The sequence below is a fragment of the Bacteroidota bacterium genome (genome assembly GCA_018831055.1).
GTDB lineage: Bacteria > Bacteroidota > Bacteroidia > Bacteroidales > B18-G4 > M55B132.
The window spans coordinates 1-2,121 of sequence record JAHJRE010000297.1 but is presented as its reverse complement, the minus strand read 5'-3'; the positions used below and the strand labels follow the sequence as shown (position 1 = coordinate 2,121).

Genomic DNA, 2,121 nt, shown 5'->3' with positions numbered 1-2,121 from the left:
GCCTCGTTTGTTGTGGTTCTATCCGCGGTGGCCGCACGGTGCGGTTCGAGTGACCCCTTCCCTGTGGTCATTGGCGTGCTGACATAGTACGCAGAACGCCCCTCGATAACGCTGGTAAAGATGGAGACAATCGCTTCTATTTCCGTTTGTCTATCCGATTGCGGCGGAAACTCCTGGCTCATGTATGACTCTTCCTTCCTTCCTCTCCCGGTTGGTTTGCGTCCGCGGCAACTCCAAGTTTGTGCAACTGTTCTCGTACCCATTCATCAGATGTCAATTCACCTAACTCACGAGCGTTTTCCTTCGCCCATTTTGTCCACCGCTCTTTAAAACGTTTCCTGATGCCTTTAACTTGTCCGACCTCGGCTGACAGAAAGCAAAGGAAAAAGTACTCGCGATACGGTTTCTCTGGATCCAGCTCGCTAGAAAATCTGTTATCGTAGCTCCCTATAGAAATAGATGGCTTAACCTGTCCAATTTCCCTTTCTAGGTTGCTTATCACTGCTGTGACGTCTCCAAATCCCACCCCAGACATCGATCTGTCGAAAATGTCCTTCAACTCTTCGAAAATCAGCAAAGGATTCTGTTCAGCTATCTTCTCAAGCCTCTTTTTGTCGCCGGAAGGTAATCGCCAATCTTTACCCTTCTCACCAAATTTATCACAAATGAAGTGCTCTAGAAGCTCTACTCGTGACTCCTGGTCAAAAGGGGGAATGACAAAGTGCAAATCAATCCTACCTGCCCTCTTAATTGCCCTATCGATTCTTTCGAAGTAATTCGTAGCGATAACAAAGATCAGCTTCTTCTTCCTCTTTAGGTCATTGAACTTTGTGAGCATGCTGGGTGTCATCATCTGAAGAATGTCCCTCTGTTCGATGTACCGCTTTGACTCCCTGTCTGTGATTAATCGGTCAATTTCGTCGAACAGAACGACAACATTCTTGAGCTCGCTGAGCACATCGAAGATCATCTTTGCCCTCTGCTCAACCGCCTGCTCGCCTAACACGATGAAGTCGCTGACTGTTATTGTAACCAATTTGAAGTCCAGTTCGTTTGCTACGATTTCGGCTATTGACGTTTTGGATGTTCCTGGCGGGCTGTAGAGAAGCATTGAAAACTTGCCCTCAGGATTGAGCCTTTTTCCCGAACCGGGAGCAGACTTATGCAGCTGAATGAAGTGTTTTTGAATCGTCGGCAGTATTTGACTGTCGGCTGGACGACGACTTCGATCCATTGGCTGAATGAACTTCCAAGCAAGGAGATCCCTGGGTTCCTTAAAAGAGAGCCCTGAGTTCTGTAAGAGGTCGCTCTGGAGAGCGAGGTCTAACAGCTGGGAGTAGTTCAATAGGAAGATCGCTACTCTTGAAGTAGTCCAAGTATGAATCTTTTCCACCTCGGGTGGGCCAAAGGCATTCTCCGAACGCCACCCTATCATATCGCTATCTTCCGGTTTTCCTTGCGCCATAAGCCACTCATAATAGCTTGAGAGAGAGTCCCTTAGTTGATCGAAGTGACCAGTCAGTCCCAACGTACCTAGCAGAGCGTCTGCAACTTCCACGCTTAGTGGCATAAGAACCAGACCTTGGGGCTTTACAAGGAAAGGCCGATACGGACGCCAGTAAACGCTGCGTTGTTGCTGGACGGCGCGGATAACCTCCAGCACCTCGCGAATTAGCGGATCCTCCCGACGGAGACGGCCGGTTTGCAGTGCTCCTGCTAGGGTATATATCAATTCCGGTGCATCGAAGCGGAAATCATTGAAGTGATAATGGGACAATTGCCTGTGTAGCTCTTGTTCAAACCAGTAACCGGCTTCGGAAAGTAGACTCTGGCATTTCTCTTTAGTCGTCTGCCAACTGTCAGTGTCGTCCAAAATCTTCTTGGTAGCCGACACACAACGGTGTACGGGAAAAGCATGCGCCCCAGCTCTGTTCTCGCTGAGAATCGCGTTAAAATCGCTCCCGAGCGCATCCCCTACAGTTTCTTGTAGCCGTTTCGCAACCATCAGGTCGAGGGAGCAACGTTCTTGGGAGACCAGTTCGATAATCCACGCAGCAGTCAGTGGGTCCTCTTCACCATAAGTCCTTGATTCCCACAACCGTTGCTCAGTCTTTCCCTTTC

General features: G+C 49.1%; 2 protein-coding genes. Both read right to left on the bottom strand.

Going from position 1 to position 2,121, the window contains the following annotated elements:
- Nucleotides 1-182, bottom strand: a 182-nt coding sequence (locus KKA81_16905; protein ID MBU2652607.1) for a hypothetical protein, incomplete at its 3' end; no start/stop codon positions are given.
- The coding region (locus tag KKA81_16900; protein MBU2652606.1) for an ATP-binding protein at nucleotides 179-2,121 on the bottom strand (1,943 nt) is incomplete at its 5' end. The genes KKA81_16900 and KKA81_16905, both read right to left, overlap by 4 nt.